Consider the following 15639-nt stretch of genomic DNA (forward strand, 5'->3'; position numbering starts at 1 on the left):
GTTGGAATGGGTGGCTTTTTTGATTGGGCGGGGATTAGTTTGATGCTCAAACTAAATTTTGAATATAAGAAACGCCCTGGCTGATTGGGCGTAGGGCGTTTAGGATAACGAAGCCGTTAAATGAATTGGTATCCTCGTGGAATGTAGTAATGTTTAACGTGTTTGTGGAACATTGCAGTCGATCCATCTTGAATTAATGCTGTGTGATAGTGACCGTGGACTTTGGCTTTGCCAAAATGGTATGAGTCGGTGGCACCGAAGTGTCCGGTCATCTGAAATGCAACTGTCGTATGAGCATGACTATGCCCATAGACAACAGATAAGTGTCGGCCTCTCAAAGTATCTCCTTGGCCACCACTTGAATATCTAAATGAATGTTTGGTAACATGGATTCTTTCCCAAAATTCATATTCTTTATCGTAGCCATACCAAGTTCCCCGCATTGCCCGCGGTGTGGTATGGGTAATCATAGCATTGGCTTGTTGGGGCGCAAATAAGAATACCCCAAGTCCAAGTGACAGTGTTGCTAATCCCAACCTTATGTGCTTCATGAATTTATTACCCCTTTCGAACGATTTAACAGTTTTATTATAATCTCTTTTTGCATCATACTTTGGAACAATGTAAAATATGCACATGGAAGAGGAGTGATCATATGCGTTTCAGTAAGGCTTTATTCGCTATCAGTGCGGTTGCAGTGGCTGCCTTAACGGTCATGTTACTGAGTAATATTGCTCGTGCTGATGTAGAGTCGCCGGCACCATATCAATACTACCGGACAACGCAATCATTCAAAATATCAATGATGGGTTCGAGTCAAAAGGTTCCTGTCCCATCAGGAGTGGTTGTTCGCGCACAAAAAGAGACTTTTAATTATAAGCTGCCAGCTAAAACGCAGTACCAAATTGATTTTACTCCAATGAGTTACAAGCTAAGGAAGCAATTTTTCCCGAAAAAATTTAAAGGTAATTGGACCAGCAGTACCTTTTCATCGATTGGAAAATATTTGCAGCCAGTTTCAATTCCCAAGTCAGTATTTATGACAACGCTCGACTCAGTACCTTCCGAAGGTTACTACACCAAGTATATTGGACAGAAGAAGGGCCATGTAAATCGGACGATTGTTGCGACAACGGATGGGTACATTGAGTCATACTCTGATGAATTTGACTTTAAACCCAAAACATATGTTAAAATTCGGAAAATAAAGCAGAGCGGTAATACAAAATATTACTACTACCGGGTTCATATGAAAGGGTTAAGGGATAAGCACATTCGAAAACATGGAACTCAACGGTATCGCCTCAAGATTGTTAATAATAAGGAGATCCGTGAAGTGCAAGGGAATGATTCACCAGCTTACTATTCAGTTATCCGGGTTGGTGGCGTCAAGTATTATGGGATTGTTCACAACGATTATCCCAACTAATGGGAATTTTCCACAAACATATAAATTGAGAGAGGTTATTTGATAATGGTTATTAGTATCTTTGATAGTGTTCCGATGAAGAAGTTGGACAAAGACAATGTAAAGTTTGATGTATTAGGCGCCATCGACAAGATCCAAGTGAATGAAGGTAAAACGCCGTTCTTGTACATGATTGATACCTTTAAGATTAATGGGTATCGCAACGGTGGATATGAGTTCTTTGCTGTTTTGAAGGATGGCTTTACCAAGGATGATCTTTCGGAAAAATTTGCTAAGACTGCTCATGAGAATGAGTAATCAGATTACATCACAATGTATCATTAGGAAAAGTGTAGTCATGGCCATCACGGTGGTTGATTAAATAAGTCCTTATTTGAAGACTCTGATGATCAGTAATTCAATAGAAAGATACATTATAAGGATCTTGATAACTTTTCAGACATCCATAGAGAAAAATTTTATAGTCGTTAATTTAGAAAAGACGCTCACTACGAGCGCCTTTTTTTGTGGAATACTTATTCGTCTCCAAATTTTAAAATTCTAGGTATCTTTGATTGCGTTTCACAAAGATTCTGCCATAATTAAGCTGGTTTTTGAATTGTAACCGATTACATGTATTAAGGGGGATTCAACTATGACCATCAAAAACGTTACTGTTGCCAGAAGTGGGGTACTAGGCAGTCAGATTGCATTTCAAAGCGCTTTTAAAGGTTTTGATGTAACTGTTTATGATATTAATGAGGAAGCTGTCTATAAGGCTGAGGCACGAATTAAGGGCTTGCGGCATTCTTATCGCCACGATATTGCTGCCACCGTTGAGGAGTTTGATGCTGGAATTTCACGGGTTTCATTTACCGATGATTTGGAAGATGCAGTTAAAGATGCTGATCTGGTGATTGAAGCAATTCCGGAAAATCCAGATATCAAGCATGAATTTTACAAGAAGCTCAGCACACTTGCACCAAAAGATGCTATTTTTACCAGCAATTCATCAACGTTGGTACCGAGCATGTTTGCTGCTGATACTGGGCGACCTAAACAATTTTTGAACATGCATTTTTCCAACCAAGTTTGGTTGAATAATACTGCTGAAATTATGGGTTCGCCGGAGACTGATCCGGCCGTTTATCAAGAAATTGTCCAGTATGCCCGAGATATTGGGATGGTGCCAATTCAGCTCAAGAAAGAGCAACCCGGCTACATTTTGAACTCGCTGTTAATGCCGTTAAATGCTGCTGCAGGGATGCTTTGGCTGAAAGGGATTGCCGATCCCGAGATGATCGATCGAACCTGGATGGTAGCAACCGGAGCACCATGGGGACCATTTGGCATTACCGACGCTGTTGGAATCCGGACATCTTACAACATTACACTTGCTGCCAGTAAAGAGCATCCGGAAGTTAAACCGCTGGCGGATGCGTTTAAGAAGATGTTGGATGAAGGTAAATTGGGAATTGAATCTGGAGAAGGATTCTATAAATATCCTAACCCAGCCTATAAGGATAAGAAGTTTACTGAGATTTAAGTACTAATTTACAAACAAAAAACTGCCACTTCAAATATGAAGTGGCAGTTTTTTGTTGGTTATCAATATCTTTTTATTTTAAATTGATTGACTGTTTATCCTTCCGCATTATGAATATCATCAGTGATATTGTCTTTGGAAAAATCATGATCCATGTACGCTTTATTGTCGATTGGCAAATGTTGTTCGAGGGTGTCGAACAGCTGATAGGAAACGTCACCCTTGTCCAAATGGAAGTCCAGCAGGTGGCCACCGAATGTGTGATCATCTGATAGGAAGTGATTATGGCATCCGCCAACGGCAGCACCATCGAATAACTTGGGTGAATAGTAACTGATTAATGTGCCTTCAACGTGGTCACGAGTGAAGATGCTTTGGTTTTTGGCTGTTTCAGCCAATGTTTGAAATGGCGGAACCGACTTCTTAACTGCTCTGGTTTTCACATTCGAAAAGCTGCCTGTGACCTTAACTGAGAAGAATGTGTTGCTGGCATGGGTCAATGAGATAATTTGTTCCTCAAAGTAATCTTGGGAAACATCTTCGAGCTCTGCTAAAGGTGAATATTTTGCAAAGTGACTATTTGCGAAAGGCATGTTAAATGAATTTGAAACCTCGTTGACGTTACCGTCACTATCGACTTGGTAAGGTTTACCATCGAGAATGATCAGTTCGCCGTCGAGTCCTTCGCCGGTACCGATTCCGGTATCGCCATGTTTGAGCAAATCACCCATGGTCAGGGTTCCGCTCAATAAGCCGGGAACCAATAATGCCAGCGTTCCGTGTTGGTACAAAGTTGTATATTTTGACATAGTTAGCCTTCCTTTTAGTTTAAAAGATCTGGTAATAATGCAGACTTTAGTTCAATGTTATCGCTGTAATCGACTGGGATGTCAATGATAACCGGACCATCTTCTTGCTGGGCCTGATCAAGGGCAGCGGCCAATTCACTGGCGTTGGTTGCCCGAAGACCTTTTGCGCCAAAACTTTCAGCATATTTAACGTAATCGACTGGGCCAAATTTAACGCCGGCAATTTTACCGTATTTTGCCTGTTCCTGGAATTTAACCATGTCATAATAGCCGTCATTCCAAATGAGTTGAACAATGTTTAACTTCAGGCGCACCGCGGTTTCAAGCTCCTGTCCCGAGAATAGGAAGCCGCCATCACCGGACACTGAGATGACTTTTTCGTTTGGTCGAACCAGCTTTGCGGCAATTGCCCATGGTAGGGAGACACCAAGGGTCTGCATGCCGTTGCTGAAGAGTAGGTGACGGGGACGGTAGATCCGGAAGTGGCGGGCCATCCAAATGTAGTGGCTGCCGATATCCACTGTGACAGTGGTGTCATCGTCAACTTTTGTCTGAAGGGTATTGACGATATCGAGGGGATGCATGGTCCCAGGCTTGGCGTCAGTTTTAACATCGTTTTGACCGTCAAATTCTTCCCGGAGCTTTGCAAGTTGTGCGACCGCTGATTGAGATAGTTGATAGTCCTCTGGCAGAGCATCGGTCAAGGCAGCCAGTGTGCTAGCAATGTCTGATTCAATGACCATGTCCGGCTGATAATCGGCGGTTAATTCAGGCGCAACCGTGTCAATGTTGATAATTTGGTCGTTGTGCTCAACGTTCCAATTTCGGGCTTCGTATTCCACCGGATCATAGCCGATTGCGATGACCAAATCGCTTTGTTTCAGCAGCGTGTCACCAATTTGATTTCTGAAAAGACCAACTCGGCCGAAGTAGTCGTTTTCAAACTTGTGAGAAATGACGCCGGCACCCTGGTAGGTTTCTACAACGGAGAGTGAGACTTTAGCTAGTAAATTGTGAAAAGCCTCAGTCACGTTTTCAGATGATGCCCGCATTCCGGCTAAGATAACCGGCAGCTTGGCGTTTTGGATCATTTTGACAATTTGAGTGAGCGTTTTGGCAAATGTTTGGGTCTGCTCAGGTGCTTGGAGCTTCTGCATCTCTGGCCGGGTCACGTTGCCGCTTAGCACGTCTGACGGTAATGAGATAAATGATGCGCCCGGTTTGCCGGAGATAGCGGTGCTGTATGCGTTGGTAAAAGCTTCTGACAGGTTGTTGGAGTCTTGAACTTCAACGCTGCTCTTGGAAGCGACGCTCATGAGTTCTTTGCTGGGGATGCTTTGGTGGGTATAGCGGGCAAGGTCGTCTCTGGGGACCTGACCACCCAAGGCAATCACTGGATCCCCTTCAGCAGTGGCGGTCATCAAGCCGGTCACCAGGTTGGAAACTCCGGGACCTGATGTGGTGGCCACAACACCGGGTTTGCCAGTCAAACGGCCAATGCCGGCCGCGATAAAGGCAGCGTTTTGTTCGTGACGCGCGACAATTAATTTTGGTGCGTTGGGCTGATCGCTGTACTTAAGATCTTCGAATAACTGATCAACTTTTGCACCAGGAATGCCGAAAACATACTTAACTTGCTGGTTAATCATTGATTGAATTAAAGCTTGTGAACCGCGTTTTACATTTGTCATTTCACTGACACCTCTTAATTTTTTGTGTTGACAATTCAACTCACATATAAAGATAATGACATCGTGTTGAATTGTCAACTAAAAAATGCTAATCTAAATGAGTATTTTGAAGCTCGAAAGGAAAAGAATATTGAAGGATATTGGTTATCTCGCACAGGACATTTCAATTTTGCACCGGCAGTACTACAAGGATACCGGCAAGCTATTTAAGGAACAGAAGCTGAACCCAACGGCTGCCTGTATTTTGCTGACGATTAAGGACAATTCTAATATTAATCAAAATCAAGTTGCCAAATCACTGGTGATCGACAAGGGTCTTGCAACCCGTGAAATCAAAAAGATGCAGAAGCTTGGTTACCTCACTAAAACAGCCGGCACCGGTAAATCGATCATTTTGAGCCTGACCGACTCAGGAGAAAAAGTGATTCCGGTTATTCAGTCCATCAGAAGTAAGTGGTGGGAGGATCGGTTTGCGGACGCTGGCATTCAGCCGGATAGCCCGTTGGTTGCGGGGATTGAGAAGGTTGTGGATTCGATTGTGGATGAGAATTTGGAGTAGGGGTTGGTTGTGAAATTAAAAAATACCATTCTATGGGAAATTCGAATCCCGTAGAATGGTATTTTTTTGAAAAGTTCCAGTAATTTTACAACGTGCTCGAAATTTGATTTGCTAGAGTTTAACTTTGCGTGTAAACATGCTTAGAGTTGGCAGTAATAAATCCACCCTTAACTTGGTATCTTTTTGCACCATCTCTTGAGTGAATCGTTTTCCGTACTTTAACTTTAGGCTTTGCGGTCTACTTATAGTTATCCAACATCTTAAACTGGTTGTGATCTTGGAAGTAAGCCCCAACTTTCAGTAGTAAGCGATCTTGGCCCTTGGCAGCTTCAAACTGAATTCCAAGCGGCATATTTTGCTTGCTGACATACGTTGGTAGGCTGATTACAGGTTCGCCAGAGAGATTGGCTAATTGGGTAAATGGCGTCTTGGTGAGTCCATGAAGCCAAGCATCATAAATTGTTTGAATTTGTTGTTCATGGTCCAAATTACTGATTGTTCTTAGTTTATCAACATTTTGTGGAAGATATGCTGGATCGGTATTCTTAGGTGCTGTGACTGCAGTTGTAGGAGTTAAGTACAGTGGATATTTATGATGAAAGGCAGTCATTTGCTTGTTTACCAAATCAAGCTCGTCTTGAACAGTAGCATCGGTGTTAGAAGGTTGTTTCTGATCTGCTTGATAAAGTGCCCATGTCATTGGTGAAACATCGTCAAATGTCATATTTTTAACAGTAGCGTTTTTAATTAAAGTGTTGGCACTGGTTCCCGTACCAGTAGATTCCAAGTAATAAATGTGCATTAATTTGACACCATTAACTGGTGAGTTTTTCTTGACGACTTTGAAACCTTTGGATCTCAAAAATGCAACTGCTTGTTTGACAGCATTAACAGCATCCTTACTGACAGGGGTGTTAACCGGTGATTTGATTGAGTAAGCAATTGGCACTTTCTTGATATTAGCAGGCACCTTCTTTAACATAGCGTCTCCGGAATGGTCTGATGTGGATAGCATGCCATTAAATAATGTCTGCATATCTTGAATATTTTTGGCATCAGCAAAGTTGACTGAGGATGGCGACGTATCATCACCTTCAATAACACCTTGAGTTGGTTTCAACCCAATTACTCCGGTCCATGATGCGGGGATTCGCAGTGATCCACCAGCATCATTTCCAGTAGCGACTGGAACGATATCATCAGCAACGCTGGCAACGGCACCACCAGATGAACCGCCGGTATTATCTGAATGATTCCATGGATTGTGAGCAACACCATTTAATGCGGAATTAGTAATGTTGATTAAGCCAAGTTCCGGAAAATTGGTTTGGCCAACAACGATAAATCCCATTGATTGCAGGCGTTGGACAAATGAACTGGTGGTGGTTGCTTTTACATCTGCTAAAGGAACCAGTCCTCGTGTATTTGATGAACCAAGAATTGGTTGGCCTAGTCCTTTGATTAGAATTGGAACTCCGTAAAATGGCTGGCCTGTGTCCTTCAAATTAGCAGCTTCTTGCATTGCTTGTTCTTCACGCAAAGAAATAACCGCATTTAATTGTGGATTGTCAGATTTAATCTTGGCTACTGCATGGGCAATCAATTGCTGAGGTGTTACTTGTCCATTCCGAACCATTTGAGCAAGTTGAGTTGCAGAAGAATGGTAATAGGTTGTATCTGAAATGTTGGGTGCCGAAACAGTGGAAGAAGTGGTTATTGCTTCATCAGCTTTGACACTCACTGAGTTACTGAAAAAGAATCCAAATAGAACAAACGATGTTCCTATCAGCAGTGATCGACGTAAGTATTTCATAAAATTACCTTTATTTTCCATGGTTGCCTCCCTCAAACATTGTTATTGTACCAAAGAACATGCTAAGCGCTTTCAGCGGGATGTCAATACATTTAACCGTCAATTGTTTGACCTTACCTTATTGACTTCGAGTAGGCGATTCAGTAGTCTTATTAGGGAAATTATCTGATACATAGGTGATGGGGAAATAAGTCTAATTAATGGGGGGGAGTAAGGATGCACCAAAAACCTATAGTTGTTATTTATGATTGTTTTATTGTTATTCTGGCTCTAGCTTCTATACTTTTGGTAGTTTTGGATTTTACAAAAACTATTAATTTGAATGTTAAGCCTTGGTTCTTTGTTGACAATGGGATTCTTTTAATATTCACAATCGATTACTTTGCTCGCTTAATTGTTAGTAAAAATAAGTGGAGTTTTTTCAAGCATAATATTTTTGATTTGTTAGCCATTCTTCCCTTTTACTCAGTATTCAGTTTCTTTCGATTTGCACGTGTATTCCGCATAATGAGATTGGTTAGAGCATTTAGGTTTGTACGGTTAATTGGTTTTGTTGGTAAAGTTCAAAAATATTCATCTTCATTTTTGAAAACTAATGGTTTTATTTACTTAGTCTGGGTCAGTATAGCAATCCTGGTTCTTTCGGCTACGCTATATTCACTCGCTGAAAATGTCTCATGGGGTGAATCATTTTGGTGGGCAATCGCGACAGCAACTACTGTTGGTTATGGTGATATTTCTCCTCATACTCTTGTTGGAAAATTTGCGGCTGTGCTACTTATGATGGTTGGAATTGGCATTATCGGTTCGCTTACAAGTGCTATGACAACGTTCTTTACGAAAAAGGAAAATGAAGATCATTCTTCAAAAATATACCGAAAGCTTGAAATGATTGAATCAGAGAACAAGGACTTGAAAAAGCAGTTGAATAGATTGGAAAAGGAATTGAAAAAGTGACACTGATTCTAAAATGGAGTATAACGTTTCCGTTAATAGATCAAATAACTGCTTAAAACAGTCAAAAAAGCCCCACAAAGATCTTTTTATAATTCACTATAAAAAAGAACTAGGCATCTTCATGGCCGGAATTACTAAGACATTGGTTTGTCATCCTCGCATGATTTTACATGAATTAAACCAAGGGACAACGACTCAGCTAAACTTCAGTATTCGTATCTTTGCCCGTTCGATCCAATGCCGGAATTTGATTGGCAATTAGACCACTTCTAAGTATGGATTTTCGGCATTGTACTAAATTTGACAATTAAAGAGATTAATCGTCATATAAAAAACTCAAAAATCCAAATTATGGATTTTTGAGTTTTTTTGAATTTATTTGATTGGAAATGTATTTTGGTACTTTTGGATGGACACGGCGTTTGTATTCAGATGGTGTGGTTTTTAAGTATTTCTTAAACAGGCGAAAGAGGGATGAGCTATTTTGATATCCAATTGTTTCACTAATTTCGGTTAGATTTAAATTGGTTTTTAGCATAAGATTTTGTGCGGCCGATAATCTTCTTCGCTCAATTAGCTCATTAAAAGTTTTTCCTGTATTGGTTTTAATCTTATTTCCTAAATAATTGGTATTATATCGAAAAACCGAACTCACGTCGCTTAAGGTGGTTGTAGCGAAGTTACTTTCGATATATTTTAGTACAGGAAGCAGGTCGTCACTAGAAGAGTCTGCAAAATTTATTGACTTGTGGGTAATTAGGTTGGGCAACTCTAGAATCAATGCTGAAAATATAAAGCGCAGTGATTCTTGTCTGTGTGCTGAATGGTTCATACCAGTAGCAATCAGTGCGTTCATCAAACTACGAGGTGTTTCAGCGTCCTTTAAATCAAATAACATAAAGTTATTGTGTAGCGAGTTCACACGTGTCCCATTATATATTAGCTGGGTAATTTCATTTGTTGATTGTGGTACTGACTCAAAAACATCTTCATAGGGTGAATCAGTTTTAATAATAATATTTATTAAGATATCGTTTTTATTTGTATAGTCAATTCTTTGGACAACGTCTTTGTCCATGACAAGCAATTCCTTTTCGTGTAACACAGTTTTTGTATCGTTTATATATTGGATGGAACTGCCTGAATACATATAGTTAAACTCAATAAAACTATGTGTGTGAGCAGGTACATAGGAGAATCGGTTGTTTTTGGTGACGTCAATGTCACCATCTTCAAAGAAATCCCATTGAGGCATACGTGGAATGGGGTCATTGATATAATCAAGATCCATGTAATTAACATTTCCACCGAAATGATTCTGCAATTTTTCGACTTTAGTCATTCTGAATAGTTGTGATTTTAGTGATTCAGTAGGGTTCATAATATCTTTTCCTTCCACCATGCCTAACAAATCGGATCTGATCTGTGATTATGCATGATAATTCGAGTGATTATGATATTGTAGCATATTTTGATAGCGCTTACAATAATAATGTAAATTAAAGGAGGGAACCATTATGAATAACAGTACAGTCGATTCAAGCTTCAAAAAGTACCGGCCATTGGCAGTTGCCGCAGGAATTGGTTCAATTTTAGGCTCAGGAATTATTGTTGGGTTGTCAGCTACTATAACTGTTTGGCAAACTGGTCTAGGTTTAACAAACACCCAGGTTGGGATCATTTCAGGTGCTTTGACTTTTGCTATTGCAATTGGTTCAATGCTTGCTGGTCAAATCACTAAAGTCTTTGGATTAATTCGATCTTTTAATTGGTTAAATTTATTGTATGCCATCGGCGCATTGGTTTGTGTTTTTTCAAATGGGTACGAAATGCTATTATTTGGAGTCATTATAACCGGTTTAGCTTCTGGAGCAGATTTGCCAATTAGCTTAACAGTGGTTTCGCATGATTCACCGAACGAGAAAACTCAATCTCAGTTAGTTTCATCCACTCAAATCTTCTGGCAGATTGGTATTTTCCTTTCATATGTTTGTGCATTCATTGTTTCAAAAATGGCTGGCGCAAGTGGTGCTAGAGTGGTTTTTACAATTTTAGCCATATTCGCAGTCGTTACATGGCTCTGGCGAACCTTATCAAGTAAATTTAAAGCTTTTCATCAAGAAGGTGAACAACGTCGAATCGAACATGATAAAGAAGCTAACCTTACCGAAAAAGTATCAGTTAAGAACGTCTTTACTGGATCGAATCGTAGTAAATTCCTTGGCTTCTTCCTAGCCATTATGATTTTCTATGTTTGTTGGAATTTGTTAGCTAACACGTTTGGCCAATTTCAAACATTCGTATTAGTTCAAGCTCATGCAACTCAAAGCTTTGCAACTGCTGCAGGATTAATTCTTAACTTAGTTTCATTATGTGCAACGATTACTTTTGCATCTGTTTCTGGTGGCAAGTATCGTAACAAATTCTTCATCGTTGGCGCTTTAGTTCAAGCACTGGCAATGTTGGGCTTAGCATTAAGTAGTCACGCTCTATGGCCAATTGTTATTGCGATTGGATGCTACAGCATCGGTAACAACATAGCCGGAGAGGCAATGTACAAGGTTTGGACACAAGAATCATTCCCAGTTGAAATTCGCGCTTCTGTGCAAGGATTTATCAACGGATTCTCAAGATTCTTATGTGGTTTATTTGCAATGATCACGCCAGCCCTTGTTGTACCTTCTGCAATTAGAAATACTATGTTCGGCTTTACCGGATTAGTAGTTGTGTTCTTTATTGCGGGACTAGTAATGATGTATCTACAAAGAAAGCACAACATTATTCCTGGCATTGAAAAGGATGAGAGGGGCGAAAACGATGGCATTCACGTTTCAAATCAATGATGAAGTGAAGTTTAAACACGATGAACGTCTACTCAATAAGGCAAAACTATATAAGCCAACTATTCATCAAGAGACTATCACCCCAAAGTCCATCGTCGAATTAGTAGAGAACTCACGTCAACTTGAGGGTTGGGGAGTCAAAGATACACAGGATATTACTGATCTTCCTGACATTAAGTTAAAAAGAGATCAGAAGATTGTGCTAGATTTTGGCGATCATGAGGTAGGTAAGTTCAGTATAGATATTAATTCAGCTGGATCCCCAATGGATGCACCACTTTTTATCAAGCTGAAATTTGCCGAGATGCCTGCTGAATTAAAGCACAAAAGCGAGGATTATGATGGGTGGCTTAGCAAGTCTTGGATTCAAGAAGAATACATCCATCTTGATGTTTTACCAACTCACCTAGAATTATCACGACGTTATAGCTTTCGGTATATTGAGATAACTGTCATTGACACTTCTCCAAAATGGCAAGCAGTTTTCTCAAATCCACAAGTACAAAGTGAAACAAGTGCTTCAACCAAAGATTTATCCATTCCTGCGATAAACGATCATGAATTGGATAACATCTACCAAGTTGGGTTAAAGACATTACAGGATTGTATGCAAGATGTTTTTGAGGATGGTCCTAAGCGTGATCGCCGCCTATGGATTGGGGATCTTCGGTTACAAGCACTGGCAAACTATGCAACGTTCAAAGATATTGGATTGATCAAGAGATGTCTGTATCTGTTTGGTGCCATGACAGCTGAAGATGGTCGAATTCCGGCGAATGTGTTCACTCAACCTAACAATATACCTGATGATACTTTTCTCTTCGACTATAGTTTATTTTTCATTTCAATTTTGGATGATTTTCAACGATTTCAGGCAGACGAGGAATTACTCCGTGACTTATATCCAATTGCTAAAAAGCAGATGGATGTTGCTTTAGATAAAGTACAGGACAATGGAGAGCTTATTCTTGATGATAGTTATCCTGTATTTATCGATTGGTCCAACGATTTTGATAAAAATACTGCTGGTCAAGCAGTATTAATCTACACATTGCGGCAATTTATCCACTTGGCAGACATGATGAAGGATAATGTTGGCGGATATTCTCAAAAGCTGAATAAACTTATTTCGTATAGTCAATCCGAATTGTTTGATGAAAAAAAAGGGTTCTTTGTTTCTGGGCCTCAACGTGAAGTTAATATTCCATCCCAAGTATGGATGGTCCTGGCTCATGTGATGGATGATCGTCTGAATAAACAAATTATGCAGCGAACGGTCGATGAATTGTTCCCAGTCACTGTGCTCCTATACTGAAATTTGGTACCAAAATCATTAGATTTTGTGTCATAATGATAAAAATCAGAATAGGAGTTTTTTTATGAAATATTATTCAGATGAATTTAAAAACAACATCGTTAAGCTTTATCACAATGAAAATCGTTCAAAGAAATCCTTAGCCAATGAATATGGGGTTCATCCAACCACCATCAGTCATTGGATCAAGCGGGCCAAATTAGTTGAACTACCTGACGGTGGCGTAACGAGTGTTGAAGCCTTCAAGCAACTACAGAAAGAAAACCAGCAGTTAAAAGAAGAAAATGAAATTTTAAAAGCAGCGGCGGTGTTACTGGGAAGGCATTAGGCAAAGTTAAAGCCATAGACTTTATCAACGAACAATTATGTAAACACCGCCTCTGGATAATCTTGAAAGCCTTAGGGCTTTCTAAAAGTACGTATTATCATTGGAAACACTATCAGATAAGTCGTCATGATAAACAAGATACGATTTTAAAAAGCCAGATCTTTGAAATTTGGAAAAATAATTATAAAGCCTATGGGTACCCTCGGATCACAATTGCCATGAGAAGACTTGGTGTAGTCATTGGCCCCAATCGTGTCTACCGATTAATGCAGGAGTTAGGCATTCGATCACTAATGGGGCGGCGTTTTAAGAAGCCAGGCACTCATGTAGATTATTCTCAACGGCCTAACTTGATTAAGAACCATCCAATTGGAACTATTTGGCGTGCTGACATAACCTACCTAGAACTAAGACCAGGCACTTGGGTTTATCTAAGTACCATCTTTGACCAAGCTAGTAAGCAAATCATCGCTTTCAACATTGGCAAGGAGATGGCATCGAAACTGATTATTAAGACATTGTTGCAAGCCTTGAGCAGGGCTTCTAAGCCAACCTTTTTGCACTCTGATATGGGTTCACAATACACCAGTATTGCTTATGAAGGCCTGTTAAAGCGGCACCTGATTAGGCATTCATATTCCAAACAAGGTTATCCATATGATAACGGTCCGCTCGAAGCTTTCCATTCGCTACTTAAACGAGAATTTATTTTTCAAACACGTTTTACTAGTTTTGAGGACTTAGTCCTCAGAGTTGAAAATTACATTAACTGGTATAACACCGAAAGAATTAGGATAAACGGCTAATTTTTTTAGTACCAAAACTTGACGTAGGAGCACTGGGATAGCAACACCGTATATGTATCACCATGTTACTCAAGCTTTATTTGAAGCTGGAATGAAGGACGAAGCTATTAAGCTAATGAAAGGCTATTGGGGACAAATGATTTCACTGGGGGCTGACACATACTGGGAAGCATTTGAACCAGCTAAGCCTGATTATTCGCCTTACGGTAGTCCAATTCTAAATAGTTATTGTCACGCGTGGAGCTGTACACCAGTTTACCTGATTCAGAAGTACCTAATTTAGGGAGGAATAACCATGGGTAATGAAAAGATTTCCTTAAGTAGAGACAATATATTGCTGATTATCGTGGCGGGAATTGCGTCATATCTCGACGCGGCTCTACTGGTGAGTCTTGGAGTCGCATTACCAATTTGGGCAAACTATTTAGATCTGAATAGTTGGATTGTTGGTTTGCTAAGCACAACATTGACAATTTCTGTTGCCATAGGTTCATTTGCAGGTGGTTGGTTAGCTGACAAGTTTGGTCGAGTTACTGTTTTTAATTACGATATTTTGTTTGTAGCGGTTGGCTCTGTAATTGTGGCCTTTTCGCGAAATGTACCTTTGCTACTGGTAGGGGTTATTGTGGCTGGACTAGCTTCTGGGGCCGATTTACCCACGTCGTTGGCTGTAATTTCTGAACGAATGGATAAGCGGACGTATGGGCGTGCAATTGCGTCAACGCAGATTTTTTGGACGGTAGGAATTTTACTTTCACAATTCATTGGGATGCTGAGTGCCAACGCTGGCATGGGAAGCCCGACAACCCTGTTTGGTTGGATTGGCTTGGTTGCTTTTGCTAATTGGTGTGTTCGAGTATTCTCTAAGAATTTCCGTCAGATTGAAGAAGGCTTGGCAGAAGTTGTTGAAGAAAAGATGGAATCAGTTGGTAAAGTAAAAAAACATTACAAACTTCGAGAATTGTTACGGAATAGCAGTTATGTGTTACCGCTCATTTTCTTAACGACTTTCTATCTGTTTTGGAATCTACCTGCTAACACTTGGGGATCATTTGTTAATTACTTCATTGTGACAGTTGATAATCGTAGCCAACTTTATTCAACAGTGATTGCATTAGTTGCCAATGTCCTCTGTTTACTTGTTAACGTGGTCTATCTAAAGATCTCTGATTCTAAATATCGTTATAAAGCGATGTATATCGGGATTGCAACAGCCCTAATTGCCTTTCTTTCTGCAGGAATATTTAGTGAGTATTGGCAAGTATTTACCTTCGCATATATCTTTTATTCAGGAAGCACTGTGTTGTGTGGAGAAGCCCTTTACAAGATATGGAGTCAAACTTTTTATCCGGTTGATGCCCGAGCAACTTTAACTGGTTTTTCTTATGGATTTGTGCGAGTAATTACTGCTATGTTTTCACTAATTACACCAACATTGATGGGGTATTCACCGAAGATTTTGCTATGGATCATGGTTGGTTGCACAGTTATCTTTGGAAGTTGTGCACTTATTATCGTTCTGTTGGTTAAGAGATTTAAGGTGTCGGATCCTACTACCGTGTGA

14 protein-coding genes and 1 pseudogene are annotated in these 15639 nt (G+C 40.1%); 10 read left to right on the forward strand and 5 right to left on the reverse strand.

The annotated features are described in order from the left end of the window. Positions 1-116 precede the first annotated feature (116 nt). Positions 117-551 carry a hypothetical protein gene (locus DNL43_RS05185; RefSeq protein ID WP_095344840.1) on the reverse strand — a complete coding sequence of 145 codons (435 nt, stop codon included), beginning with the start codon at positions 549-551 and terminating at the stop codon, positions 117-119. Positions 552-655: 104 nt separating this feature from the next. Between DNL43_RS05185 and DNL43_RS05190 the strand changes: the two genes are divergently transcribed. The 3 genes from DNL43_RS05190 (at position 656) to DNL43_RS05200 (ending at position 2954) form a co-directional block, all read left to right on the forward strand. Beyond that, positions 656-1429, forward strand: coding sequence for a hypothetical protein (locus tag DNL43_RS05190; protein WP_056981342.1), 774 nt, complete (start codon positions 656-658; stop codon positions 1427-1429). A gap of 45 nt (positions 1430-1474) precedes the next feature. Then, positions 1475-1726, forward strand: coding sequence for a hypothetical protein (locus DNL43_RS05195; protein WP_225364656.1), 252 nt, complete (start codon positions 1475-1477; stop codon positions 1724-1726). A 337-nt stretch (positions 1727-2063) separates the two neighbouring features. Continuing rightward, positions 2064-2954 carry a 3-hydroxyacyl-CoA dehydrogenase gene (locus DNL43_RS05200; RefSeq protein ID WP_056981339.1) on the forward strand — a complete coding sequence of 297 codons (891 nt, stop codon included), beginning with the start codon at positions 2064-2066 and terminating at the stop codon, positions 2952-2954. A 95-nt stretch (positions 2955-3049) separates the two neighbouring features. Here DNL43_RS05200 and budA read toward each other — a convergent pair whose 3' ends face one another. Both budA and alsS read right to left on the reverse strand, forming a co-directional pair. Further along, the gene (gene budA, locus DNL43_RS05205; RefSeq protein WP_054768930.1) at positions 3050-3763 is read right to left on the reverse strand and encodes an acetolactate decarboxylase; all 714 of its coding nucleotides are present in this window, start codon (positions 3761-3763) and stop codon (positions 3050-3052) included. A 14-nt stretch (positions 3764-3777) separates the two neighbouring features. Further along, the gene (gene alsS / locus DNL43_RS05210; protein WP_056981337.1) at positions 3778-5454 is read right to left on the reverse strand and encodes an acetolactate synthase AlsS; all 1677 of its coding nucleotides are present in this window, start codon (positions 5452-5454) and stop codon (positions 3778-3780) included. A 97-nt stretch (positions 5455-5551) separates the two neighbouring features. Between alsS and DNL43_RS05215 the strand changes: the two genes are divergently transcribed. After that, on the forward strand, positions 5552-6013 hold the full coding sequence (locus DNL43_RS05215; protein WP_056981335.1) for a MarR family winged helix-turn-helix transcriptional regulator: 462 nt from the start codon (positions 5552-5554) through the stop codon (positions 6011-6013). A gap of 238 nt (positions 6014-6251) precedes the next feature. On the opposite strand, the gene DNL43_RS05220 is transcribed toward DNL43_RS05215, so the two are convergent. Continuing rightward, a complete protein-coding gene (locus DNL43_RS05220) occupies positions 6252-7847 on the reverse strand; it encodes an amidase family protein (protein WP_054768931.1) in 1596 nt (531 codons plus the stop codon). A gap of 195 nt (positions 7848-8042) precedes the next feature. Here DNL43_RS05220 and DNL43_RS05225 point away from each other — a divergent pair, with 195 nt between their 5' ends. After that, positions 8043-8783, forward strand: a complete 741-nt coding sequence (locus DNL43_RS05225) for an ion transporter (protein WP_056981333.1) — start codon at positions 8043-8045, stop codon at positions 8781-8783. Positions 8784-9132: 349 nt separating this feature from the next. Here DNL43_RS05225 and DNL43_RS05230 read toward each other — a convergent pair whose 3' ends face one another. Next, positions 9133-10185 carry an AraC family transcriptional regulator gene (locus DNL43_RS05230; RefSeq protein WP_225366622.1) on the reverse strand — a complete coding sequence of 351 codons (1053 nt, stop codon included), beginning with the start codon at positions 10183-10185 and terminating at the stop codon, positions 9133-9135. 115 nt (positions 10186-10300) lie between these two features. Here DNL43_RS05230 and DNL43_RS05235 point away from each other — a divergent pair, with 115 nt between their 5' ends. The 5 genes and pseudogenes from DNL43_RS05235 to DNL43_RS05255 all read left to right on the forward strand — a co-directional run bounded on the left by DNL43_RS05235 (position 10301) and on the right by DNL43_RS05255 (position 15639). Beyond that, positions 10301-11626 carry an MFS transporter gene (locus DNL43_RS05235; RefSeq protein WP_054768933.1) on the forward strand — a complete coding sequence of 442 codons (1326 nt, stop codon included), beginning with the start codon at positions 10301-10303 and terminating at the stop codon, positions 11624-11626. Beyond that, entirely contained in the window at positions 11601-12941 is a 1341-nt protein-coding gene (locus DNL43_RS05240) for an alpha-L-rhamnosidase-related protein (RefSeq protein WP_225439257.1), read from the forward strand. The genes DNL43_RS05235 and DNL43_RS05240 overlap by 26 nt, the downstream gene beginning before the upstream one ends. Positions 12942-13005: 64 nt before the next feature. Beyond that, a protein-coding gene (locus DNL43_RS05245) for an IS3 family transposase (RefSeq protein WP_109249140.1) occupies positions 13006-14075 on the forward strand; the annotation gives its coding sequence in 2 pieces (ribosomal slippage) (positions 13006-13243 and positions 13243-14075; 1071 coding nt in all). Between the two features lie 31 nt (positions 14076-14106). Continuing rightward, positions 14107-14358, forward strand: a pseudogene (locus DNL43_RS05250) (alpha-L-rhamnosidase-related protein); the annotation flags it as partial. A gap of 12 nt (positions 14359-14370) precedes the next feature. Next, a complete protein-coding gene (locus DNL43_RS05255; RefSeq protein ID WP_056981330.1) occupies positions 14371-15639 on the forward strand; it encodes an MFS transporter in 1269 nt (422 codons plus the stop codon).

The sequence above is a fragment of the Lentilactobacillus kefiri genome, assembly GCF_009739535.1.
In the GTDB taxonomy this organism is placed as follows: Bacteria; Bacillota; Bacilli; order Lactobacillales; family Lactobacillaceae; genus Lentilactobacillus; species Lentilactobacillus kefiri.